The 22,491-nt window shown below is 70.0% G+C and carries 21 protein-coding genes; 11 read left to right on the forward strand and 10 right to left on the reverse strand.

Features of this window, described 5'->3' with window-relative positions:
* The first annotated feature begins 37 nt into the window (after nucleotides 1-37).
* Nucleotides 38-766 carry an SAM hydrolase/SAM-dependent halogenase family protein gene (locus ACWPN7_RS19055; RefSeq protein ID WP_038525602.1) on the forward strand — a complete coding sequence of 243 codons (729 nt, stop codon included), beginning with the start codon at nucleotides 38-40 and terminating at the stop codon, nucleotides 764-766.
* Here the strand turns inward: ACWPN7_RS19055 and ACWPN7_RS19060 are convergent.
* From ACWPN7_RS19060 to ACWPN7_RS19075, 4 genes are all read right to left on the reverse strand, one after another.
* On the reverse strand, nucleotides 761-1,159 hold the full coding sequence (locus ACWPN7_RS19060; RefSeq protein ID WP_459196102.1) for a response regulator: 399 nt from the start codon (nucleotides 1,157-1,159) through the stop codon (nucleotides 761-763). The two genes, ACWPN7_RS19055 and ACWPN7_RS19060, sit on opposite strands and share 6 nt — an antisense overlap.
* A gap of 94 nt (nucleotides 1,160-1,253) precedes the next feature.
* Nucleotides 1,254-1,952, reverse strand: a complete 699-nt coding sequence (locus tag ACWPN7_RS19065) for an HAD family hydrolase (RefSeq protein ID WP_137103691.1) — start codon at nucleotides 1,950-1,952, stop codon at nucleotides 1,254-1,256.
* 68 nt (nucleotides 1,953-2,020) lie between these two features.
* Complete coding sequence (locus tag ACWPN7_RS19070) at nucleotides 2,021-2,263, reverse strand: hypothetical protein (RefSeq protein WP_247887732.1); 243 nt, start codon at nucleotides 2,261-2,263, stop codon at nucleotides 2,021-2,023.
* A gap of 162 nt (nucleotides 2,264-2,425) precedes the next feature.
* Nucleotides 2,426-2,860: a Fur family transcriptional regulator gene (locus ACWPN7_RS19075; protein WP_038525613.1), complete on the reverse strand. Its 435-nt coding sequence runs from the start codon at nucleotides 2,858-2,860 to the stop codon at nucleotides 2,426-2,428.
* A gap of 178 nt (nucleotides 2,861-3,038) precedes the next feature.
* On the opposite strand from ACWPN7_RS19075, the gene ACWPN7_RS19080 reads away from it, so the two are divergent.
* Complete coding sequence (locus ACWPN7_RS19080; protein WP_492273413.1) at nucleotides 3,039-3,980, forward strand: transglutaminase family protein; 942 nt, start codon at nucleotides 3,039-3,041, stop codon at nucleotides 3,978-3,980.
* 103 nt (nucleotides 3,981-4,083) lie between these two features.
* Complete coding sequence (locus ACWPN7_RS19085; RefSeq protein WP_459196101.1) at nucleotides 4,084-5,277, forward strand: sensor histidine kinase; 1,194 nt, start codon at nucleotides 4,084-4,086, stop codon at nucleotides 5,275-5,277.
* A gap of 103 nt (nucleotides 5,278-5,380) precedes the next feature.
* Here the strand turns inward: ACWPN7_RS19085 and htpG are convergent, their stop codons facing one another.
* Nucleotides 5,381-7,270 carry a molecular chaperone HtpG gene (gene htpG, locus ACWPN7_RS19090; RefSeq protein WP_137115281.1) on the reverse strand — a complete coding sequence of 630 codons (1,890 nt, stop codon included), beginning with the start codon at nucleotides 7,268-7,270 and terminating at the stop codon, nucleotides 5,381-5,383.
* A gap of 286 nt (nucleotides 7,271-7,556) precedes the next feature.
* Nucleotides 7,557-9,203: a hypothetical protein gene (locus tag ACWPN7_RS19095; RefSeq protein WP_492273414.1), complete on the reverse strand. Its 1,647-nt coding sequence runs from the start codon at nucleotides 9,201-9,203 to the stop codon at nucleotides 7,557-7,559.
* Between the two features lie 172 nt (nucleotides 9,204-9,375).
* Between ACWPN7_RS19095 and ACWPN7_RS19100 the strand changes: the two genes are divergently transcribed.
* The 3 genes from ACWPN7_RS19100 (at nucleotide 9,376) to ACWPN7_RS19110 (ending at nucleotide 13,386) form a co-directional block, all read left to right on the forward strand.
* Nucleotides 9,376-11,889: a helicase-related protein gene (locus ACWPN7_RS19100; protein ID WP_459196099.1), complete on the forward strand. Its 2,514-nt coding sequence runs from the start codon at nucleotides 9,376-9,378 to the stop codon at nucleotides 11,887-11,889.
* A 205-nt stretch (nucleotides 11,890-12,094) separates the two neighbouring features.
* Complete coding sequence (locus tag ACWPN7_RS19105; protein WP_014238746.1) at nucleotides 12,095-12,532, forward strand: RNA-binding S4 domain-containing protein; 438 nt, start codon at nucleotides 12,095-12,097, stop codon at nucleotides 12,530-12,532.
* Between the two features lie 122 nt (nucleotides 12,533-12,654).
* Nucleotides 12,655-13,386, forward strand: a complete 732-nt coding sequence (locus ACWPN7_RS19110; RefSeq protein WP_459196098.1) for a TerC family protein — start codon at nucleotides 12,655-12,657, stop codon at nucleotides 13,384-13,386.
* Between the two features lie 73 nt (nucleotides 13,387-13,459).
* Here the strand turns inward: ACWPN7_RS19110 and ACWPN7_RS19115 are convergent, their stop codons facing one another.
* The 3 genes from ACWPN7_RS19115 to ACWPN7_RS19125 all read right to left on the reverse strand — a co-directional run bounded on the left by ACWPN7_RS19115 (nucleotide 13,460) and on the right by ACWPN7_RS19125 (nucleotide 15,835).
* Nucleotides 13,460-13,888 carry a CBS domain-containing protein gene (locus tag ACWPN7_RS19115; protein WP_014238744.1) on the reverse strand — a complete coding sequence of 143 codons (429 nt, stop codon included), beginning with the start codon at nucleotides 13,886-13,888 and terminating at the stop codon, nucleotides 13,460-13,462.
* A gap of 131 nt (nucleotides 13,889-14,019) precedes the next feature.
* The gene (locus tag ACWPN7_RS19120; protein WP_149650067.1) at nucleotides 14,020-14,634 is read right to left on the reverse strand and encodes a DUF938 domain-containing protein; all 615 of its coding nucleotides are present in this window, start codon (nucleotides 14,632-14,634) and stop codon (nucleotides 14,020-14,022) included.
* A 10-nt stretch (nucleotides 14,635-14,644) separates the two neighbouring features.
* On the reverse strand, nucleotides 14,645-15,835 hold the full coding sequence (locus ACWPN7_RS19125) for a YbfB/YjiJ family MFS transporter (RefSeq protein WP_459196097.1): 1,191 nt from the start codon (nucleotides 15,833-15,835) through the stop codon (nucleotides 14,645-14,647).
* 130 nt (nucleotides 15,836-15,965) lie between these two features.
* Here ACWPN7_RS19125 and ACWPN7_RS19130 point away from each other — a divergent pair, with 130 nt between their 5' ends.
* The 5 genes from ACWPN7_RS19130 (at nucleotide 15,966) to ACWPN7_RS19150 (ending at nucleotide 20,377) form a co-directional block, all read left to right on the forward strand.
* Nucleotides 15,966-16,889 (forward strand): LysR family transcriptional regulator, encoded by a 924-nt coding sequence (locus tag ACWPN7_RS19130; protein WP_459196096.1) that lies wholly within the window; start codon nucleotides 15,966-15,968, stop codon nucleotides 16,887-16,889.
* A 144-nt stretch (nucleotides 16,890-17,033) separates the two neighbouring features.
* Entirely contained in the window at nucleotides 17,034-17,366 is a 333-nt protein-coding gene (gene fdxA, locus ACWPN7_RS19135; RefSeq protein ID WP_014238741.1) for a ferredoxin FdxA, read from the forward strand.
* Nucleotides 17,367-17,685: 319 nt separating this feature from the next.
* Nucleotides 17,686-18,186: a CarD family transcriptional regulator gene (locus ACWPN7_RS19140; RefSeq protein ID WP_014238739.1), complete on the forward strand. Its 501-nt coding sequence runs from the start codon at nucleotides 17,686-17,688 to the stop codon at nucleotides 18,184-18,186.
* A 199-nt stretch (nucleotides 18,187-18,385) separates the two neighbouring features.
* Nucleotides 18,386-19,201, forward strand: a complete 816-nt coding sequence (locus ACWPN7_RS19145) for a hypothetical protein (protein WP_038525635.1) — start codon at nucleotides 18,386-18,388, stop codon at nucleotides 19,199-19,201.
* Nucleotides 19,202-19,474: 273 nt separating this feature from the next.
* Nucleotides 19,475-20,377 (forward strand): RNA polymerase factor sigma-32, encoded by a 903-nt coding sequence (locus ACWPN7_RS19150; protein WP_038525638.1) that lies wholly within the window; start codon nucleotides 19,475-19,477, stop codon nucleotides 20,375-20,377.
* A 136-nt stretch (nucleotides 20,378-20,513) separates the two neighbouring features.
* Here the strand turns inward: ACWPN7_RS19150 and ACWPN7_RS19155 are convergent, their stop codons facing one another.
* Complete coding sequence (locus tag ACWPN7_RS19155; RefSeq protein ID WP_459196095.1) at nucleotides 20,514-22,487, reverse strand: adenylate/guanylate cyclase domain-containing protein; 1,974 nt, start codon at nucleotides 22,485-22,487, stop codon at nucleotides 20,514-20,516.
* Nucleotides 22,488-22,491 lie beyond the last annotated feature (4 nt).

Genomic DNA, 22,491 nt, shown 5'->3' on the forward strand with positions numbered 1-22,491 from the left:
TCTTACCGAACCGGGTGGAGTGCGCTACAGTGGCGGGATGATCGTGCTCTTTACGGATTTCGGGTTGTCCGGCCCCTACACCGGGCAGATGAAGGCGGTGCTGGCGCGGATGGCGCCGGGCCTGCCGGTCATCGACCTGTTCGCCGACGCGCCCGCCTTCGACCCGCAGTTCTCGGCCTATCTGCTGGCCGCCTACGCTCCGGAATTCCCGGCGGACAGCGTCTTCCTCTGCGTCGTCGACCCCGGCGTCGGGACCGACCGCCGCCCGCTGGTGTTCGAGGCCGACGGGCGCCGCTTCGTCGGGCCGGACAACGGCCTGTTCGAGTTGCTGCGGCGGCGGGCCGAGTCGGTGCGCGCCTGGAGCATCGGCTGGCGGCCCGAGCGGCTGTCGGCCAGCTTCCACGGGCGGGACCTGTTCGCCCCGGTGGCGGCCAGCCTCGCCATGGGGAACCCGGTCGCGCTGGAACCCGTCGATCCGGCCGGCCTCGCGCGGCCCGACTGGCCGGACGATCTGGCGCGGATCGTCTATGTGGATGTCTACGGCAACGCCATGACCGGCCTGCGCGCCGACCGGCTGCCGGAGGACGCGGTGCTGCGGGCCGGCGGGCGCACGGTGCGCCGGGGCCGGACCTTCGCCGACGTCCCGGTGGGGGAGGCGCTGTGGTACGCGAACTCCAGCGGTCTGGCGGAGATCGCCGTCAACCGGGGCCGCGCCGACCATGACGCCGGGCTGGCGGTGGGGACGCCGGTGGAGGTCGTCCTATAGCCCGTCCAGGCAGCAGTCGAGCAGCGCCAGATCCACGGGGCGGGCCAGCACGGTGACCGGGCTGTTGCCCGGCTCAGCGTCCAACTGGGCGTCCGGCGCGCCGGCGGTCAGGATGATCCGGGTGTGCGGGTAGAGCATGCAGGCCAGCGCCGCGGCCCGGTCCCCCTCGTCCTCCAGCCGGTGGCGGCGGAGCAGGGCGACGGCCGGACCCTCAGCCCCGATGAGGCTCAGCGCCTCGAAGCCGCCGGACACCGTGGACACGGTGAAGCCGCGTTCGGCCAGATGGCGGGCCAGCGCGTTCCGCTGGCCGGGATCGTCGTCGGCGACGACGGCGCTGCGGCCCCCCTGGCCGGGGAGGCGAATGTCGGCGTCGATGGAAAAGCCGGTCGTCATGGGGGGCTCACCACGGGCTTCTCTGAACTTCAGGGGGGTTCTACGCCAAGCGGATGCCGGTTGCAAATCCCTGTGGGCGGCACGCGCCGTCCGATCAGCGGATCTTGACGACGGTGGGACGGTCGACAATCGACAGCATGGGCAGGTCGCTGGGCCGGTTGCCATAGCCCCAGGTCTCGCCGAAGGGGCCGTTGGCGGCGATCCAGCCACGCACCCGCTCCAGCTTGTCCAGCCGGACGCAGTTGCCGGTGCACAGGCGCCCGGTCAGGGTGTTGTCCTCCACCTCCATCCCGGTGGCGAGCAGGTCGTCGACCTCCAGCCCGCGCAGCAGGGCCGGCATATAGACGTCGAGCGCCCCGGTGGCGACCACCACCCGGCGCCCCTCGCGCCGGTGCATCTTCAGGGTCTCGACCAGCGGGGCGTGCCAGCGGATGCGGTGGACCAGCCGTTCCGCGGCGGCCAGCGCGTCGGCCACCGGAACGCCCCGCAGCGTGCGGCGGAGCAGGATGGTCTTGACCGATCCCGGAAAATCCACCCCCGGCCCGCGCCCGCGCGCGTGGCGGTGCAGGCCGGACCGCAGGGCGTCCAGGAAGGCCAGCCGGGCGCGGTTGCGCCCGATGACCTCGCCGATGAACATCAGCAGGCTGTCGCCGTGGATCAGCGTCCCGTCGAAGTCGAAGAAGGCCACCCCCGGCGCGATGGAGGCCAGGGGGCCGGCGCCATGTGTGGTGGGGCTTCCGGTGGAGGGACCGGAGGCGATGGCGTCGAAAACGGGAGTGGCGCTGGTCTGCATGCGCCCTTATCCGGCGGAACGCGCCGCGTCACAAGCCAAATGCGTTGAACGGGGCCGTCCTGGGCAACTTAGTGCAGCGACGGGCTGGGGGAATCATCCGCGTCGTCCGCGTCGATGAGCATCTCGCCCATGGCGATGTCTCCGGCGCATTCCTCCAGCCCGGCCTTGACGGCGATCAGGAGGTTGATGATCTCGCCGTTGTCCTGCTCCAGGATGCGCAGGCGCTCCTCCAGCTTGTCCAGACGGCGGGTGACGCTGTCGGTCAGCCGGTCGAGGCGGGCGAGAACCGGGTCGTTGTTCGTATCGTCCATGGCGGCGGTTGGTCCGTCGATGATTCGTGTGCGTTCCTGAAGCTAGGACCACGCATCGCCTCTGGACAGACCCGCGCCCGGCGCAACCCACAATTGATGGGATTATCGTCCGGATGGTGCCCGGCGAGTCCCAAAGGACTCAAGCACGGGCACGCCCGGTCGTTATTCCCCCTCCGATGTGGTGGTGCGGCGGCTCAGCGGAACACCATACAGTTCAAGCCTATGGCCGAGCAGTTCATAGCCCAATTCGCGGGCTATGACTTCCTTCAGCCGTTCGAGATCTTCATTTTGGAACTCCACCACCTTTCCGGATTCGAGATCGATCAGGTGGTGATGGTGCTCCGACCCGGCTTCCTCGTAGCGGGCGCGGCCGTCGCCGAAGTCCAGCCGGTCGATGACGTTCGCATCCTCGAACAGGCGCATCGTGCGGTAGACGGTGGCGATGGAGATGCGCGGGTCGATGGTGGACGCCCGGCGGTGGACCTCCTCCACGTCGGGGTGGTCGGCGGCCTCCGACAGCACGCGCGAGATCACGCGGCGCTGGTCGGTCATCTTCAGCCCTTTCTCGATGCAGAGCTGTTCGAGGCGCGAAGGCATGGAAGTCCCCTTGTTGTCGTCTCATGGGCGCGCATATTCCGGCCGATGTGGCCCGGTCCTTGCGCTGGCCGCCGTCCCTCCCCGGTACGGCCACCCGAATGCCCGAGCACCATACTGTGATTCGGAACCATTCACAAACGCCGACGTTTGGTGTCGGCTTACGGAAAGGGCGCGGGCCATGATGACCCTGGACATCCACCACACCACCACCTACCGCTACGCCAACCCGGTGACCTTCGGCGACCATCGCCTGATGTTCCGGCCCCGCGACAGCCACGATCTGCGGCTGATCGAAACGGGTCTGGTGATCAGCCCGCCGCCGGCCTCCGTGCGCTGGCTCCACGACGTCTTCGGCAACTCCATCGCGGTGGCGAGCTTCGACCAGCCGGCGACCGAGCTGCGCTTCGAAAGCCACATCCGGGTCGACCACTACCCGATGGGCGAACTGGAGTTTCCCATCGAGGACTACGCGCGCTCCTATCCCTTCAGCTATTCCGCGGAGGAGGTGCCGGATCTGGCGCTGACCACCCAGCGGCACTACCCGGACCCCGACCATCTGGTGGACGAATGGGCCCGGCAGTTCTTGACGCTGGGCGAGGGCGGGCCGCCCGACACGCAGGACATGCTGGTGTCGATGACCCGCGCCATCAAGGAGACCTTCACCTATCAGGCCCGCGACCTGGAAGGCACCCAGAGCCCGGTAGACACCCTGACGTGGAAGAGCGGCTCCTGCCGCGATTTCGCGCTTCTGATGATGGAGGCCGTGCGCTCGCTGGGCTTCGCGGCGCGCTTCGTGTCCGGTTACCTTTACGATCCCGCACGGGACGGGCAGGAGGGCGCGATGACCGGCGGCGGGGCGACCCACGCCTGGGTGGAGATCTATCTGCCGGGCTGCGGCTGGGTGGAGTTCGATCCGACCAACGGCATCATCGGCGGCAAGAACCTGATCCGCGTCGCCGTCGCCCGCGATCCCTCGCAGGCGGTGCCGCTCAGTGGTTCCTGGACTGGGGCGCCGGCGGATTTCCTCGGCATGACGGTGGATGTGCAGGTCACCGCGACCGGCGGGGCGGGTGCCGGCGGTGCTCCGGAAAACCCGATGCCGGCGGCCGGCGCCGCCTGACACGGCAACCAATTGCAAACGAACGTCTGGCAGAATGGAGGGTCCGGGGCCGTTTCGGGTCCGGACCGACCGTCCCATCCGACAGACGAGGCTGCGTCACCCCGTGCTCGATTCCGATCCGACCAGTCCCGCCCCCAGCGGCACACCGGAAACGGAGGCTGCTCCCGCCCTGGTCGCGGCCCTGCTGGCCGTCCGTGAGCCGCCCGTCGGGCCGGACACGCCCTGCCATACCCTGCGGGACCGGCTGGCCGCCCAGCCCGGCCTGCCGGCGCTCGCCGTGACGGCGGAGGACGGGCACGTTCTGGGGCTGGTGGACCGTCTGGCGCTGGCGGGGATGGCCGATCCGCAGGCGCCGGCGCGGACGGCGATGGACCCGGCGCCGCTGCTGGTCGAGGCGGATGTGCCGCTCTGCGAGGTCGCGCGGCGGATCATGCAGGACAATCCCGGCGCGCTGGCTTCCGGCTTCGTCGTGCTCGAGGACGGGCGGTACCTCGGCATCGGGTCGGGGGTGGCCCTGCTGGCGCGAACGGACGAGCAGATCATCCAGCGGACCCGCCAGCTCGACGAGGCCCGCCGCGCTGCGGAGCGCGCCAACCGCGCCAAGACCGCTTTCTTCGCCTGCATGAGCCACGAGATCCGCACCCCGCTGAACGCCATGATGGGCTTCGCGGAACTGCTGGAGCAGGAGGTTCTGGGTCCGATCGCCAACCCGCTCTACCGCGACTACGCCCGCGACATCGCGGAAAGCGGCCGCCACCTGATGGACCTCATCAACGACCTGCTCGACCTGTCGAAGGCCGAGGCCGGACGGCTGGAACTAGCCGAATCGCTGGCGGACGTGCCGCGCGTCGCCGTGGGCAGCGCCCGGCTGCTGTCCGACCGCGCCGGGCGGGCCGGGGTCGGGATCGAGACGGACCTGCCGCCCGACCTGCCGCCGCTGCGCGCCGACGAGCGCAAGCTGCGGCAGATGCTGCTGAACCTGCTGTCCAACGCGGTGAAGTTCACGCCGCCCGACGGGGTGGTCACTCTGAACGGCCGCGTGGCGGCGGACGGGACGCTCTGCCTGTCGGTCCACGACACCGGCATCGGCATGACCGCCGACGAACTGGAAAAGGCGCTGGAGCCCTGGGGCCAGATCGACAGCGCGTTGGGCCGCAACCACATCGGCACCGGCCTCGGCCTGCCCCTGACCAAGCGGCTGGTGGAGCTTCACGGCGGGAGGCTGGACATCGACACCGCCCCCGACCGCGGCACCACCATGACGCTGGTCTTCCCGGCGGAGCGGGTGGGCGGGTAGCCTTGCCCCCACCCCGGCCCTCCCCCGCTTCGCAGGGGAGGGAGACCCAATCCCCTCCCCTGCGAAGCGGGGGAGGGTTAGGGAGGGGGCAACGGGGGGCGGTTTACGCCAGCCCCTTCTCCATCGCGCTCGCCAGGCGGCGGGCGAAGGCGGCGGGGTCGGGCAGGGCCTCGCCCTCCACGATGCGCGCTTGGTCGAGCAGCAGCCACGCCGCGTCGTCCAGCGAGGTCGCCGCACCGCTCGCCTTGGCGCGCTCGGCGAGGCGCTTGATCAGCGGGTGGGCGGGGTTGACCTCCAGGATGCGCTTGGCCGCCGGGGCGTCCATGCCGAGCTGCTTGTGCTGCTTCAGCAGGCGCTCCAGATGCATGTCCATGTCGTTCTCGTCGGCGACGAGGCAGACGGCGCTGTCGGTCAGGCGCTCCGACGGGCGGACGTCCTTCACCACGTCCTGGAGCGTCAGCTTCAGCAGGACCAGCAGGTCGGTCAGCTCGCCCTCGGACGCCTTCTCCTCGGCCGGCTTCTCCTCGCCGCCCTGGATCTTGCCGAGGTCGGCGCCGCCGCGGGTCACCGACTTGAAGGGCTTGTCCTGGAAGCTGCCGACCGACGGCACCCAGAACTCGTCCACCGGGTCGGTCAGCAACAGCACCTCGACGCCCTTGGCCTTGAAGCCTTCGAGCTGCGGGCTGCGCTTCAGAGTCTCGATGTCGTCGCCGCTGATCGTGAAGATGGCCTCCTGGCCCTCCTTCATGCGGCCCAGATACTCCTCCAGCGAGACCAGACCGTCACCGGCGGTGCTGCGGAAGCGCATCAGCTTCAGCAGATCGTCCCGGTGCTCGTAGTCGTCGTAGAGGCCTTCCTTGAGGACGGCGCCGAAATTCTCCCAGAAGGCCGCGTATTCCTCCGCCTTCTCGGTGTCGCGGGCCTTCTTGCCCAGTTCCGACAGGACGCGGCGGGTGATGCCGGCGCGGATCTTGGCCAGCATCGGGTTGTGCTGGAGCATCTCGCGGCTGATGTTCAGCGGCAGATCCTCGCTGTCCACCACGCCGCGCAGGAAGCGCAGGTAGGGCGGCAGCAGGCCTTCCGCCGAATCGGTGATGAAGACGCGCTTGACGTACAGCTTCACCCGGTGGGCGCGCTTGGGGTCGAACAGGTCGAACGGCTTGGAGGACGGCACGAACAGCAGGTTCGTGTATTCGATGGCGCCCTCGGCCCTCCAGTGCAGGGTCAGCCACGGATCGTCGAAGGCGTGCCCGACATGGTGGTAGAACTCCGTGTACTGCTCCGCCGTGATCTCGTTCTTGGAGCGCATCCACAGGGCCGACGCGCTGTTCAGCGACTTGGCCTCATCCCCCTCGCCGAAGAGGATCGGGATGGCGATGTGGTCGGAGTATTTGCGGACGATGCCGGAGAGGCGGTGCTCCTCCAGATACTCGTCGTCGCCCTCGCGCAGGTGCAGCTTGATCTGCGTGCCGCGCGGCAGGTCGGCGACGTCGGAGATGGTGAACTCGCCCTTGCCGTCCGACAGCCAGCGCCAGCCCTGCGTCTCCCCGGCCTTGCGGGTCAGCACCTCCACCCGGTCCGCGACCATGAAGGCGGAGTAGAAGCCGACGCCGAACTGGCCGATCAGGTTGACGTCCTTCTTGGCGTCGCCCTCTTTCGCGCTGTCCTTGAGGTTGCGCATGAAGGCGGCGGTGCCGGAGCGTGCGATGGTGCCGAGGTTCTCGACCAGATCCTCGCGGTTCATGCCGATGCCGTTGTCGGCCACGGTGAGGGTCCGCGCCTCCTTGTCCACGAGCAGCCGGACCTTCAGGTTCGGGTCGTCGGCGGACAGTTCGGGCTGCGTCAGCGCGGCGTAGCGCAGCCGGTCGCAGGCGTCGGAGGCGTTGGAGACCAGCTCGCGCAGGAAGACTTCCTTCTCACTGTAGAGCGAGTGCGCGACGATGTCGAGCAGGCGGCTGACCTCGGCCTGGAAGCTGAGCCGTTCCTCGGTCATGGTGTCATCCTTGATCGTTTTTGTTGGTGGTGGGCTTGCCGATGGGTCCGGAGGACGGCGCAGATATGTGCGAGCGCGCCGCCCCATGCAAGAGCGATCGGCTGGCGTTGTGCGGGAGTTTCGCAACCGGAGTGGGTGTGTTCTGGGGTGGAGGCGTTTGCCCCCTCCCTAACCCTCCCCCGCTAAAGCAGGGGAGGGGACTAAGATTCCCTCTCCTGCGAAGCAGGGGAGGGAAGGGGCCCGCGGCGAAGCCGTGGGAAGGGTGGGGGCAACCCGCCCCCAAGCCTCAGCGCTTCTTGCCCTGGATCGGCTCCGGCTCCGGCGCCGGCTGGCCCATGCCCATCATCGCGCTCATGTCCGCCCCGTTCAGCAGGAACTGGCCGGTCTCGGTGACGTCGATCTTGTAGCTGCGCACGTCGTTGCCGGCATCGTCCTTGGACGCCTGCCCGAAGGCCTGGAGCATGGCGATCACGCCCAGCGCGTTCTGGGTGCTCTCGTCGGCCTTCTTGCCCGGCTTGGGCTGCATCGCCTTGGTGGCGGCGTCCAGGCCGCGCAGCAGCACGGTGCTGCTGCCCACCGCGCCGAAGGCGGAGTTGGCGGCCATGCGCATGGCGCCGGTCATGGTGCCGGAGGCCGCCGGGGTGTTGACGACGAAGCGGTCGATGCGCAGCTCCGTCCCGACCTCCGCCATGGCGCCCATCAGCCGGTTGCCGATGGCGGCCACCGCCGCCTCGTCGGTCCCAACATCGGCGCCATCGTCCGGCAGGGCGGCCTCCTCCTCGCCCTCACCCTCTTCCTCATCCTCCTCACCCGTGGCGGCCTGGGATTCGGCCAGCGTGGCGAGGTCGGCGAAGGCCCGCCACAGCGAGGCGGTCGGCAGCTTCGCGGTGCTGATCTGGATGTCCAGCTTTTCCGGCATGAAGGCCTTCGGGGCCACTTCCGGCTCCAGCGTCAGGCCGCTGGACTCGATCCCGAAGGTGGTCGAGGCCATCGGCTTGTCCAGGTCCTCGGCGCTGCCGCGCAGGACGAGCTGGCCGAGGGCGAGGCGGGTGCCGTCCTCCGGGTTCAGGGCCGTCAGGCCGGACAGGCGGACGCGCCCGCTGGCCCCGCCCATCAGGTTCTGCATCAGCGGGATCAGCTCCGCCGCCGGGGGCTGGGTGCCGGCCAGGGCGTGGGTCTGGGTCAGCCGCTGCATGGCGTCGGCGCGGGCGAGGTCGACGCGGGTGTAGGTGCCCTCCATCGTCAGGCCGCCGAGGTTCAGCACCTCCTTCTTCGTCTCGTCGAGGAAGCGCAGGTTGCTGACGGACAGGGCGCCGGGGCCGCTCCACAGCGGGCTGCCGGCGGCGGCGGTGCCGTCTGGCTTCAGCTCCCCGGCGACGGTGATGGCGCCGACGGTCAGGGCGCTCTCGTCCTTCTTGCCCTTCTTGCCCTTGCGGTCGCTGGTGACCGACAGGTCGCCAAGCTCCGCGTCCATGGACAGCGCCGTCTCGTAGGCGCCGGACCACAGGGCGCTGATGCGCTGGCGGCCCAGCTTGACGGTGGCCGACGGCTTGCCGTTGTCCAGGATGGCGACGCGGTCGGGCAGGGTGGCGGTGACGGCGTGGGTGTTGCCCTCCTGCGGCTTCACCGTCAGGCGGATGGTGCCGATGTCGGCGGTGGTGCCGTCGTCCGCCACCGCGGTCAGGGCGGGCAGCGCCACCTCGTAATGGTCGCCCGCCGGAGTCGCCACCGGCTCGCCGGTCCAGCGCAGCTCGGTCGCGTCGCCCTCGCTCTTGGGGAACCAGCGGGCCAGCCCGTCCTTCAGCGCGGCGGCCAGCGCCCTGGCCCCGTCCTCGGTCACCGGGGGGGCCTCCGCGCGGGCGGTGGCGGGCGGCAGCGCCAGGGTTGCGAGCATCAGCGCGGCGGCGAGCGGACGGGCGGGAAGACGGCGCATGAGGAATCCCTTAGGGTGGAGTGCGCCAGGGTAGACGGGATAACCGGCGCCCGTCCATCGGTCCGAGGTTTTATACCATTCCCGGAAGAGTTCGGCTCCGGATGGGCGTTGCCGCATCGCACGGCCGCCCTGACGCTTGCATTGCCGGTCCCCAGGCCCAAAACTTACGCTTATGACCTCTGTCCTTTCTTCGTCCGGGGGCGGTCTGGGTGCGGGTGGCCGGGTGGTCGCCGTGCTGGGGCCGACCAACACCGGGAAAACCCATCTCGCCATCGAGCGCATGCTCGGCCACCGGACGGGGATGATCGGCTTTCCGCTGCGCCTGCTGGCCCGCGAGAACTACGACCGCATCGTGTCGATCAAGGGCAGGAACGCCGTGGCCCTGGTGACGGGGGAGGAGAAGATCCTGCCGCCCAGCCCGTCCTATTGGGTGTGCACGGTGGAATCCATGCCGCTCGACCGGGCGGTGGACTTCCTGGCGGTGGACGAGGTGCAGCTCTGCGCCGATCCGGAGCGCGGGCACATCTTCACCGACCGGCTGCTCAACGCGCGCGGGCTGGTGGAGACGATGTTCCTCGGCTCCGACACGGTGCAGCCGCTGATCCGCCGGCTGGTGCCGCGCGCCGAGTTCATCAGCCGGCCGCGCTTCTCGCAGCTGACCTACGCTGGCTACCGCAAGCTGACGCGCCTGCCGCCGCGCTCCTGCGTCGTCGCCTTCTCGGCGACCGACGTCTACGCGCTGGCCGAGATGATCCGGCGCCAGCGCGGCGGCACCGCGGTGGTGCTGGGGGCGCTCAGCCCGCGCACTCGCAACGCCCAGGTCGGGCTCTATCAGGCGGGGGAGGTGGACTATCTGGTGGCGACCGACGCCATCGGCATGGGGCTGAACATGGACGTCGACCATGTCGCCTTCGCCCGCATCGTGAAGTTCGACGGCTTCGCCCCGCGCCGCCTGCGCGCGCCGGAGGTGGCGCAGATCGCCGGGCGCGCCGGGCGGCACATGCGCGACGGCACCTTCGGCACCACCGACGAGGTGGGGGAGCTGGAAGCCGACGTGGTCGACCGCGTCGAGAACCACCAGTTCGAGACGATCAAGACGCTGATGTGGCGCAACAGCAAGCTGCGCTTCGACACGCCGGGCTTCCTGCTGAAGTCGCTGGAGGAGCGCCCGCCGATCCCCGAGCTGCTGCGCGCCCGCGACGCCGACGACCATCTGGCGCTCCAGGCGCTGGTCCGCGACCATGAGGTGATGGACCTCGCCAAGGGCCGCGACAACGTGCGCCTGCTCTGGGAGGTCTGCCAGGTCCCCGACTTCCGCAAGGTGCTGTCGGACGCCCACACCCGGCTGCTCGGGCAGATCTTCCGGCAGCTGCGCACCGGCATCGGGCGGCTGGACGAGGACTGGGCGGCCAAGCAGATCGCCCGGCTGGACCGCACCGAGGGCGACATCGACGCGCTGGTCGCCCGCATCGCCCACATCCGCACCTGGACCTACATCTCCAACCGGCCGTCCTGGCTGACCGACCCCGTGCACTGGCAGGCGCGCACCCGCGCCATCGAGGACAAGCTGTCCGACGCCCTGCACGAGCGGCTGACGCAGCGTTTCATCGACCGCCGCTCGGCCACGCTGGCCCGCACGCTGAAGGACGGGCGGGAGCTGATCGGCGGCGTGCGCGCCGACGGCGAGGTGGTGGTGGAGGGTCACCCGGTGGGCCGGCTGGAGGGCTTCCGCTTCGTCCCCGACGCCCCGGAGCGCTCGGAGGAGGCCAAGTCCCTGCTGACCGCCGCCCGCCGCGCGCTGCGCGAGGAGGTGGCGTCCCGCCTGCGCGCCTTCGAGCAGGAGCCGGACGACGTCTTCGCCCTCGGGCCGGACGGGGTGCTGACGGCGGACGGGCTGCCGGTGGCCCGGCTCGGCCCCGGCCCGTCGGTGCTGACCCCGGCGGTCCTGCCCTTCGACGAGGGGCTGCTCGACCAGGGGCAGCTCGACCGCGTTCGCGCCCGGCTGGAGCGCTGGTTGAAGGACCGCGTCGCCGCCCGGCTGCGCCCCCTGCTGGCGTTGCGCGATGCGGACGATTTGACAGGCGCGGCGCGGGGGTTGGCCTTCCAACTCGTCGAGAACATGGGGGCGCTGCCCCGCGCGCCGGTCGCCCCGATGGTCGAGGGGCTGGAGAAGGCCGACCGCAAGGCGCTGTCCCGCCATGGGGTGCGGCTCGGCGTGTCGCACCTCTACCTGACGGCGCTCGCCAAGCCGGGTGCGGTGGAACTGCGCGGGCTGCTGTGGGCGGTGAAGCACCGGCTACCCCTGCCCGTACCGATTCCGCCGCCGGGCCGCGTTTCGGTGGAAGCCACCGGCGCGCCGCCGGCCTTCTGGGAGGCCATCGGCTACCCGGCGGCCGGGCCGCGGGCGCTGCGCGTGGACATGCTCGACCGGCTTGAGACCGAGCTGCTGACCGCCGCCAAGGAGGGCCGGGCGGTGGCCGAGCCGGCGCTGGCCCAGATGATCGGCGCCAAGCCGGACGAGTTGGGCGCCGTGATGAAGGGGCTTGGCTATACCCGCTCCGTGGCGGAGGATGGGGCGGTCTCCTGGCGCCGCCGCCGCAACCCGCGCCACAAGCCCCGCCGCGAGACCCCCGTCAACGCCGACCACCCCTTCGCCAAGCTGCGCCAGCTTTCGGGAATTGGATGAAGAGATACACACTTGCCCCCACCCTGACCCTCCCCCGCTCTTGGCGGACCTTCGGTCCGCCTGCCGCGTCAGCGCAAACCTTTGGTTTGCGCGAGAGCTGGGCGGGGGAGGGGATGACGTTTGCGTGGTGGAAAACTCCCTCCCCCGCCCAGCGGGGGAGGGAAGGGGCCCGCGGCGTCAGCCGTGGGAAGGGTGGGGGCACCGCATGACCGACCTCGACGACGATGACGATCTCCCCGACTCCGGCTCCGACCCCACCCCGGCGGGCCGCTTGCGGATCGACAAGTGGCTGTGGTTCGCGCGCTTCTTCAAGACGCGCAGCCTCGCGGCGAAGCTGTGCAACGGCGGCGGCGTGCGGGTGTCCGGCACGGTGGTCGGCAAGGCGCATTACGCGGTGAAGCCCGGCGACGTGCTGACCTTCGCGCAGGGGCGGCACATCCGCGTCATCAAGGTGGTCGCGCTCGGCAGCCGGCGCGGCCCGGCGCCGGAGGCGCAGGCCCTCTACGAGGACCTCGCCCCGCCGGTGCGCGAGGAGGCGATCCAGGACCCCTACCGCGCGCCGCCGGCCCCGCGGGAGCCCGGCGCCGGGCGCCCGACCAAGCGCGACCGCCGGGCGCTCGACCAGTTGTACGGAGAGGAGTAAGCCGGAACAGCCGGGGAAAGCGGCGGTGAAGCGCGGGCGGGGGCATTGCCATTCCGGGGCCGCAACCTCATCTGCGCAAAATAATCCCGCAACGGCCGACTTTTTCGGAGCCCGCCGCCCTCATGCTCGAACTGTTCTCCGACCCGCAGGTCTGGGCCAGCCTCCTGACGCTCACCGCGTTGGAGATCGTGCTCGGCATCGACAACATCATCTTCATTTCGATCATGGCGGCCAAGCTGCCGGTCCACCAGCAGCAGAAGGCCCGGCAGCTCGGTCTGGCGCTGGCGCTCCTGATGCGGCTTGCGCTGCTCGCCTCCATCTCCTGGGTGGCGACCCTGACGGAACCGCTGGTCACCGTGCTCGGCATGGGCTTCTCGGGTCGCGACCTGATCCTGCTTGGCGGCGGCCTGTTCCTGCTGGCCAAGGGCACCATCGAGATCCACAACACCGTGGAAGGCCACGAGGAGGACAGCGCCGCCCCCAAGCTCGCCAGCTTCGGCGCGGTGGTCGGGCAGATCATCGTGCTGGACATCGTCTTCTCGCTGGACAGCGTGATCACCGCGGTCGGCATGTCCAACGACCTGCCGGTGATGATCACCGCCGTCGTCATTGCCATGGCGGTGATGCTGTTCGCCGCCCGCCCGGTGGGCGATTTCGTGAACCGCCACGTCACCGTGAAGATGCTGGCCCTGTCCTTCCTGCTGCTGGTCGGCGTGGCGCTGATCGCCGACGGCTTCGGCTTCCACATCCCGAAGGGCTACCTGTACTTCGCCATCGCCTTCTCGACGCTGGTCGAGGCTCTGAACCTGATGGCCGCCGCCCGCCGCAAACGGAAGAAGGCCGAAGCGCACTGACGCTCCGGCCTTCCTGAACGGGTCCTCCGACGGGCCGCCCCTTCGCGGGGGCGGCCCGTTCGCTTTCCGGGGATCAGGTCCGCATCAGACTGTCGCGGAACTCCACCTCCTCCACCAGATGCTCGTAGGCGAGCTTGAACAGGTCGCGGATCGAGACGATGCCGACCGCGCGCTTGCCCTGGGTGATTGGCAGGTGGCGGTAGTGCTTGGACTGCATCAGGGTTAACGCCTCGATGGCGTCCGCGTCCGGCGGCAGGGTGTCCGGGTTGCGGGTCATGATCGCCGACACCTCGGTCTCGAAGGCGTCGATCTGGGTGGAGAGCACCTTGTTGTTCAGGTCGCGCTCGGTGACGATGCCGACGAGGTCGCCGTGGTTCACCACCAGAACGGCGCCGATGTTCTTCTCCGCCATCAGCTTCGACACGGTCAGGACGGAGGTGTCCTCCGTCACCAGGATGAGTTCCTGCGACTTCACCACGTCCGGAACCAGCTTCCGCTTCATCATTTCCCCCAATTTGTAATTTGTTTACAAACTTAAGCGCTACAGGGAAACAATAGCAAATCTCGCGGGTGCAAAACTGCGGCAGAAGACCGCACCTCGGATGGGGTGGTCCGGATGGGGGCGGGCGGGGGTCAGTTGCGCCGGAGGACGACGGTCAGGTTGTTGGCGGGCATCTCCACCAGCTCGGCGAGGGTGAAGCCGGTGGCGGCACGCTCCACCGCGCCGAGGTCGCGCACGCCCCAGGCGGGGTTGCGGGCCTTCAGGTCGGCGTCGAAGGCGGCGTTGCTGGGCGCGCTGTGCCGCCCGCCGCGCGTGAAGGGGCCGTAGAGCAGCAGCGGCGCGCCGGCGGGCAACAGCCGCTCCGCCCCGGCGAACAGGCCGAGCGCCGCCTCCCACGGGGCGATGTGGATCATGTTGATGCAGACCACCGCGTCGGCGCTGCGGACCGGCCAGTCGGGCGCGGCGGCGTCGAGGTCCAGCGGGTCGCGCAGGTTGGGCAGCGCCGCGGCGGCGGCCCAGGAACGGACGCTGTCGCGCAGGCCCGGGTCGGGGTCGCTCGGCTGCCACGTCACGGCGGGCAGCGCTTCGGCGAAGGCGACGGCGTGCTGGCCGGTGCCGCTCGCCACCTCCAGCACCAGACCTTGCGGCGGCAGGACGCGGCGCAGCACCTCCAGGATGGGGGCGCGGTTGCGCTCCGTCGCGGGGGCGTGGCGGCGAAAGTCCTCGGGGTGCAGCGGATCGAACATGCCGGGCAGGCTACCCGCGCCCGGCGCCCAGGGCAACCGCGGCGGGGTCGCGGCGCCCGGCCATCCAGGCCCCGGCGGCGAGGAGGAGCGCGCCGGCCAGCACCGCGGCGGCGGCGCCCAGCAGGGCGGAATCGAAGCTGCCGGTACGCGCCACCACCAGCCCGGCCGGCACCGGCCCGATGATCTGTCCCAGCCCGTAGACGGCGGTCAGCGCGCCGATGACGCGGGCCGACGCTCCGCCCGACAGGTGGCGCCCCAGCGTGAAGGACAGGGTGACGATGCCGACGAAGGTCCCGCCGAACAGCACGGCTGACAGCAGGGCCGCCGCCGGGGAGCCGGTGATCGGCAGCAGGATGCCCACCGCCTGCACGACATGGGCGAGGATCAGCGCCCGCCAGAGGCCGAGCCGCCGCCCCGCCGCCGCCCAGAGGATGCCGGACGGCATGGCCGCCAGACCGGTGACCATCCAAGCCGCGCCGCCGAGCTGCGCCGTCTCCGGCATGGTCTTCAGGATGGCGACCAGGAAGGTGCCGGTGACGATGTAGCCGGCCCCCTCCAGGAAATAGGCCAGCGTCAGCAGGACCATGGGAACGGAAGGGCGGAAGGCGGGCGCGGATGTGGGCCGGGCGGCGACGGTGTGGCCGGGCTCGCGCGGCGGGTCGCTCACCCACAGCCAGGACAGGGTGCCGAAGCCCAGGCAGGCCAAGCCCAGCCACAGCCAGTCGCCGCGCCAGCCCAGCCGGTCGCCCATCACGGCGACGAACAGGCCGCTCGACGCGATGCCGAGGCCGACGCCGGTGTAGAGCCAGCCGGTCCAGGACTCCCGCCCGGCGCGGGCCAGCGCGTCCAGCGTCATGGCGATGCCCAGGATGAACAGGCCGGCGCTGGCCAGCCCGGAGACGAAGCGCAGCATGGCCCAGGCCACCATGCCCTCGGTGAAGCCCATGCCGGCGGTGGAGGTGACGCTGGCGATCAGCGCGGTGCGGAAGACGGCGGTGCGCGCCGCGCCCTGCGGCACCAGCCCGACGCCCAGCGCCCCCAGGAAGTAGCCGAGATAGTTCAGCGAGGCGAGCAGCCCCGCGGCGTCGGTGCCCAGCCCGGTGGCCGCCTGCATCGCCGGCAGGATCGGCGTGAAGGCGAAGCGCCCCACCCCCATGGAGATGACCAGCACCAGCACGCCGCCGATCAGCACCCGGACCATGGCTTCCTCCCGCAGGTTCTTTTTTCGTGTGGGTCCATCCTGGCGTGACGGAACCCTCATTTCTAATGATTTGTTTCGATGCTATGCTTCACTGTGAGTGATGGGAAGCGTGCGGATCGGGGAGGAGGCGATGGACCTCGCGGGCCTGCGGGTGGTCAAGGCGGTGGCGGACACCGGCAGCGTCAGCCGGGCGGCGGAGACGCTGAACTGCGTCCAGTCCAACGTGACGGCGCGGCTGAAGCGGCTGGAGGAGGATCTCGGCGTGCCGCTGTTCCTGCGGCTCAGCCGCGGCATGGCGCCGACGCCGGCCGGGCGGGTGCTGGCCGACTACGCCGACCGCGTGCTCCGCCTCGTCGCCCAGGCGCGCGACGCGGTGGCCGACGCGGCGGGGCGGGGCGGACGGCTGTCCGTGGGCACCATGGAGACCACCGCCGCCGTGCGGCTGCCGCCGATCCTCGCCCGCTTCCACGCGGAGAATCCGAACGTCGATCTGACCATCGTCCCCGGCCCCACAGAAACCATGCTGGGGGAGGTGCTGGCCGGGCGCATCGACGGCGCCTTCGTCTCCGGGGCGGTGGAGCATCCCGAACTGGTCAGCCAGCCCGTCTTCGAAGAGGAACTGGTGCTGGTCGAACCGGCCAGCGGCATCACCAGCGAGTCCGGGCGGAACACCCTGCTGGCCTTCCGGCGCGGCTGCGCCTACCGCGCGCGGGCCGAGACGGCGATGCGCGAGGCCGGGCGGGTTCCCTACCGGGTGATGGAGTTCGGGGCGCTGGAGGCCATCCTGGGCTGCGTCGGCGCCGGCATGGGGGTCACCGTCCTGCCCCGCGTGGTGGTGGAGCGGGAGCCCTGGCGCGGCCTGTTCACCGCCCGCCCGCTACCGCCGGAACTGGCCCGCATGCCCACCCGTTTCGTCCGGCGGGTGGATTCCATGGAGACGGTGGCCCTGCGCACCTTCCTGGAGGCGGTCGCGGAGGGGAATATGGAGGGTGGGGCTGCGTCGCTTGCGCCCACACAACCGGCGGGGTTGATCCCGTCTCGGGCGGCGTGCTAGGCAAGCGCCGCGGTCGGGCCATGGTCCATTCATGCCCCCGGCCGCGCCCACGCGCGAGCACGTCAGTCGAAGCGTCCATCGAAGCGACTCGAACCCCGGCGCGTGAACACCGCCGGAACTGGCGAGAACAGCGGAGAACAAATCATGCCCTACGTCGTGACGGAAGACTGCATCAAGTGCAAGTACACCGATTGCGTCGAGGTCTGCCCCGTGGACTGCTTCTACGAGGGCGAGAACATGCTGGTCATCCACCCGGATGAGTGCATCGACTGCGGCGTGTGCGAGCCGGAATGCCCGGCCGAGGCCATCGTGCCGGACACCGACGGCCGCGCGGAGAAGTGGATGGAGCTGAACCGCGACTACGCGGCGCAGTGGCCCAACCTGACCCGCAAGAAGGACGCGCTGCCCGACGCCGACGCCATGAAGGGCGTGGACGGCAAGTTCGACAAGTTCTTCTCTCCGAAGGCCGGCGGCTAAGCGGAGTCGGGACTATTGCGGCGCATGGCATTCTTTTGCCGCCATGCAAAAACGACAGGTCGGCCATCGGCGGGCAACGTCAGAATCCGGACGGCTGCCCGCGCGTAGCCTTTGTAACCCGGCCGTAACATCGCTATAATACGCGCCCGGAGCCGGCCTCAGCGTCATTGCCGGATTTCCCATCGACCAAGGGCTCAGTGCAACAGTGCGCGGCGTGGAGGACCCCATCCCCACGGTGTGTCGTTGTCACCGGGCCTTTTTCGCCCCCTCCACCGGGGCGGCAAAATGGCGCGATCGCGAGAAGTGAGAGCCAACCCAAATGTCGAACAAGCTTGACTTCGAGGCCGGTGACTTCGTCGTCTACCCGGCCCATGGCGTCGGTCGGGTCGAGGGAATCGAGACCCACAGCATCGCTGGCATGGATGTTCAGCTCTACGCGATCACGTTCGAAAAAGAGCGCATGACGCTCAAGGTTCCGGTCGGCAAGGCCAAGGCCGCCGGCCTGCGTCGCCTCAGCACGAAGGACCGCATCAAGGTCGCCCTGGAGACGCTGCAGGGCCGTTCGCGCGTCCGCCGCACGATGTGGAGCCGCCGCGCCCAGGAGTATGAGGCCAAGATCAACTCGGGCGACCCGGTGGCCATCGCGGAGGTCGTGCGCGACCTGTACCGCGGCGCCGACCAGTCCGACCAGTCCTACAGCGAGCGCCAGATCTATCAGGCCGCCCTGGAGCGTCTGGCCCGCGAACTGGCCGCCGTCGAGAAGATCGACGAGACCAAGGCCACCGAGCGGCTGGAGCTGGTCCTGAAGAAGGCCGCCTGATTCCGGTCCGAACCCGTTTCCCGGTTCGGGGGACGGGAACCGGTTCGAGAGTGTGATGTTGACGATGAAGGCGCGGCGCTTTGGCCGCGCCTTTGTCTTAAGTTTTCGTCTTTCGCCGGGCCTGCGCGGCGCCTACACTCCCGCCCCCGGCCTGTTCTGGGCCGGTCCGTGACCGCTGGATGGGGTGAGCGTCTCCGGCATGTCTGAAGCGCAGAAATTCATCGATCTCCGAAACCCGCGGCGCATCTGGGCCGTCGGCTCGATCCACGCGCAGACGGACCATCTCCACGCTGTGCACGAGGTGATCGCGGCGCGCTTCCTGCCCGGCGACCGGCTCGTCTATCTCGGCAACATGGTCGGCTGGGGCGAGCGGGTGCTGGAGACGGTGGACGCGCTGCTGGCCTTCCGCACCTGGCTGCTGAGCTGGCGGGGCATGGAGGCCGACGACATCGTCTATCTGCGCGGCGCGCAGGAGGAGATGTGGCACAAGCTGCTCCAGCTCCAGTTCGCGCCCGATCCCCAGCAGGTGCTCGACTGGATGACCCGCCACGGCGCGGGGGCGACGCTGGCCGCCTATGGCGGCACGGTGGAGCAGGGGATGGCGGCGGCCCGCGGCGGCACCATGACGCTCGGCCGCTGGACCCAGGGGCTGCGTCAGGCGATGCACGCGCAGCCCGGTCACGAAAATGTGTTCAACACCCTGCGCCGCGCCGCCTACTGCACCGGACCGGAACAGGGGCAGGGCGGCGTGCTGCTGGTCAGCGCCGGCGTGGACATCCGCCGCCCGCTGAACCATCAGGGCGACGCCTTCTGGTGGGGGGCGCCCGGTTTTGCCCAGATGTCAGAGCCTTACGGTGGTTTCGCCCGCGTCGTGCGGGGCTACGACCCGGCCCGCAAGGGCGTTGCGGTGACCGACCGCGTGGCGACCCTGGACGGCAATTGCGGGTTGGGTGGGCATCTCGTTTGTGGATGCCTGTCGCCTTCGGGTGAGATCCTGGACCTGTTCCAGGTCTGACCCATCTCCCTTTTTCCTAACCGTCTTACCCATCCCCTCGGCCTCCGCCACCGAATCCCTTCCGGTGCGGATGATCCGAAACGTCTTGTGCTGCGTATGACGTGCAACAGGGCGAGGGGAACGGCTGTTGTCCCAACCGTCGGCAATCCGAGGCGAACCGGCCATGGTGAACCGACGGACCATTGGACCTGAGGGGGCCTGTCCCTTCGGACTCCGCAGCACAGGGCACGAGCAGCCTGAAACGCGGCCGCCCAGACGGGAAGGAAGGGACGTATGGCCTACATCGACGATCCCGAGACTCAGCGCGCGAATCTGAGTTTCATCAAGGCTTCCATGCGTGAGCCTCTGCTGACGCGCGATCACGAATTCGATCTCGCCCGCAAATGGCGCGAGGGCGGTGACGAACGGGCCCTTCACGAACTGGTCCGCGCCTACACCCGGCTGGTGGTGGCGACCGCCGCGCGGTTCCGCAACTACGGCCTGCCCATGGGCGATCTCGTTCAGGAGGGCAATGTCGGGCTGATGCAGGCGGCCAGCCGCTTCGAGCCGGACCGTGAGGTGCGCTTTTCCACCTACGCGGCCTGGTGGATCCGCTCGGCCATGCAGGACTACATCCTGCGCAACTGGTCCATCGTCCGCACCGGCACCACCGCCGCGCAGAAGTCGCTGTTCTTCAACCTGCGCCGCCTGCGCGCCCGCATCGAGAGCATCACCCAGGGGAACAGCGGCGGAGGCAACGGCCTGACCAAAGAAGGGCGGGAGTGGATCGCCGGCGAACTCCAGGTCGACGTGACCGAGGTGGAGGCGATGGAGATGCGGTTGTCAGCCTCCGACCAGTCGCTGAACTCCCCGGTCGCCGACGGCTCGGATGAGGACTGGCAGGATTTCCTGGCCGACCAGCGTCCCTCGCCGGAGGAGGTGGTGATCGGCATGCGCGACAGCCGCACCCGCTCGCAATGGCTGGCTGAGGCGCTGGGCGAACTCAGCCCGCGCGAACGCACCATCATCCAGGAGCGCCGCCTGCGCGAGGAGGGCGCCACCCTGGAGGAGCTGGGCCGCGAACTGGGGGTGAGCAAGGAGCGCGTGCGCCAGCTCGAACACCGCGCCCTGCTGAAGCTGCGTCAGTCGATGCTGAAGCGGGTGGAGGGGTTTGGGGATCTGCTGGCGGACGCGTGAGGTGTTGTTTCGAAGGATAGATCAACGCCCCCTCCCTAACCCTCCCCCCTCTTCGAGGTGGAGGGAACTGCCGCCGCCTCGCGTAAGGCACCCTCTCCCGCCCAGCGGGGGAGGGCCGGGGAGGGCGCGCGGTCGGCTACGCCTTCTCCTCCTCCCGCATCGCCCCCGCGCCATCTCCGCCGCCGTCGCCATCCAAAGTCACCCGCCACACCTCGGTCGTGCCGGTGCGGCCACGGAGCGTGCGGTCGCCGACGCAGTCCAGCGGGGCGGCACCGTCGCCCTGGAAGGCGGTGGCGGCGCTCGACAGGACGATGACCTCCTCGTCCCCCTGGAGGGCGGAGGCCAGCTCCTCGATGCGGGCGGCAACGTTCACGGTGTCGCCGACGATGGTGTAGTTGATTCGGCTGGCCGACCCGATGTTGCCGACCACCACCGGCCCGGAATGCAGGCCGATGCGAACGCGGATCGCCGGCAGCCCCTCCGCCGCGCGGCGGCGGTTGCCTTCGCGCACGGCGCGGGTGATGGCATGGGCGGCGCGCAGCGCGCGGGCGGCGTGGTCCGGCTGCTCCTCCGGCGCGCCCCAGAAGGCCATGATGGCGTCGCCGATGAACTTGTCCACGGTGCCGCCCTCCGCCTCGATGCAGTTGGCGAGCAGGGTGAAATGCTCGTTCAGCAGGGCGGCGGTGTCGGCGGCGCCCATATGCTCGGCCATGCGCGAGAAGCCGCGGATGTCGGTGAACATCACCGTCACCTCCCGCTCCTCCGACTGGAAGCTGGTCAGGCCGCCGCGGCGGTGCATCAGCCGCAGCACCAGGGCCTTCGGCACATAGGTCTCGAACCAGCGCAGGCCGGCGACCATGGCGTTGAAGGCGCTGTTGGCGCGGGCCAGCTCGCGCAGGCGCGAATCGGGAAGCTCGTCGATCGCGCGGAAGTCGAAGGTCCGGACATGGTCGGCGGCCTCGGCCAGATGGGCCACCTGGGTGCTGATGCGCCGCCCGACGATCAGCGCCACCGCCACCGAGATCAGCAGGATGCCCAGACCGGCGAGGCCGGTGGTGTAGAGGCGGCGGACCTCGGCGCTGGCCTCGTTGGCGCGGAAGCTGATGCCGATGATCCAGTCCTGCTGGCCGTAACCGGCCATGCTGCGCATCAGGAACAGGTAATCCTCGTCCAGCACGTTGACGAGCCGGCCCTCCACCCGCTTCTTCAGGGCGTCCACCGGCTGGCCGGTCTGCCAGAGCGCCGCCAGCGCCGGGTCGGCCACCTGATCGATGCGCGGCAGGGGCGGGCCGTCGGTCTTGGTGGAGAAGTCGAACTTCATGCCGGCCAGCGACGGGTGGGCCAGAACGTGCTGCCGGTCGAACAGGACGAAGGCGTTCAGCCCCTGCTCCACATAGAGCGTGGACAGAAAGCGCGACAGGTCGCCCAGCGACACGCCGACGACCACCTGCCCCAGATAGGCGCCGTTGCGCCGCACCGGCTGGAACAGGGTGACGAAGCTGGTCCCCGCCTCCTTCGACCACAGCGGGTCGGCCCAGACGGCGGTGGTGCGGTCGGAGCCGTTGCGCAGCTCCGGCCCCAGTTCCGGCTCGTGGCGCAGATCCTCCCGCCCGATGTGGAGCTGGTTGCCCAGCCGGTCGGCGCGCAGGCCGGTGCGGTCGGGATGGAAGAAGGCGATGCCCGTCACGTCCGGCGCCCCGGCCAGCGCGCCGCGCAGCGTGTCCTGGAGCGAGCGGGAATCGGCGGGGTCCAGCTCCCCCCGCTCCATCAGTCCGGTCACGAAACGGGCCATGTCCCGTGCGGGGTTGAGCTGGTTGCGGATGCGCACCTCCACCCCCGACAAGGCGAGGTCGGCGCGGTCGTTCAGCAGCGCGAAGGTGTTGCGGCTGGCGCTGACGAGTCCGAGGACGAGCACGCTGGCCACCGCCAGCAGCATCAGCGACCCGAAGCCGGCCACCAGCACCGCCGCGATGGGCAGGCGCAGGCGCGGGCGGCCCAGCGCGGGCGGGCGCGTCCGGCGTGGACCACCCTTTTTGCGCACAGCCTCCTTCAGCCGGGCGACGCGCAAGCCGGTTTGCAGAAAACGCCGTTTGGTGGGGTGGTCAGCCATGGCG

The organism is Azospirillum sp. UENF 312511 (assembly GCF_058780635.1).